Here is a 671-nt window from a genome sequence, read left to right on the forward strand (position 1 = left end):
GATCACAACCTCCTCATTACGAGTATTGGATTTTAAAGTGATTGTTGACTCATCTACTTTTAAAGTACAGTTTGTGTGAATTTTCGTAAAAGTTTCCGCCCATTGGACAATCATTTGCATTTTATCCTCCAATGTAACTTTCTTGTAGAAGTTTAGATTCTCCTTTTTTTTGGCTGGAGACCCAGCATATACTGATTCTTCTTCTGTATCTTTGGTGAGGTTAGAGTTAGCTAGGGCTATGGTTTTTCTTCTTATTCTTATGCCACTACTTACAATACAACTTCCCACCAGCCATACATCGTCTTCAATTATGGTTTCACGAAAACCGAATAAGGAGCATCCCTCAATTAACTCTCCACTTGCTACATGTGTCCAAATTTGAGAGTACATTCCAACCCTAACCCCATTTCCAATTTTTAGGGCCCCTGATGAATCAATTACAGTATTTTGTCCAAACCAACAGTTATGACCAATTTTCATGGACCTTATCCCAATCATTAAAATATTGTTATGAAAAACATTCCAGTCGCCAATATTTACATCCTCTTCGCCTACAATAATTCTAGTGTTATCATGAAAAATATTGCAGTCCCCAATAACAACTTTGTTGCCTACTTTACTTTGGTTGGTGATGGTCACATTTTTTCCTATAACATTGTAGTTACCCAACA

Annotated in this window: 1 protein-coding gene; it reads right to left on the reverse strand. The window is 36.4% G+C overall.

All coding sequences use genetic code 11. The features are described from left to right. Positions 1–671, reverse strand: a 671-nt coding sequence (locus tag E1176_RS00355) for an acyltransferase (RefSeq protein ID WP_425482538.1), incomplete at both ends; no start/stop codon positions are given.

The sequence above is a fragment of the Fulvivirga aurantia genome (assembly GCF_009711475.1).
Classification (GTDB): Bacteria; Bacteroidota; Bacteroidia; order Cytophagales; family Cyclobacteriaceae; genus Fulvivirga; species Fulvivirga aurantia.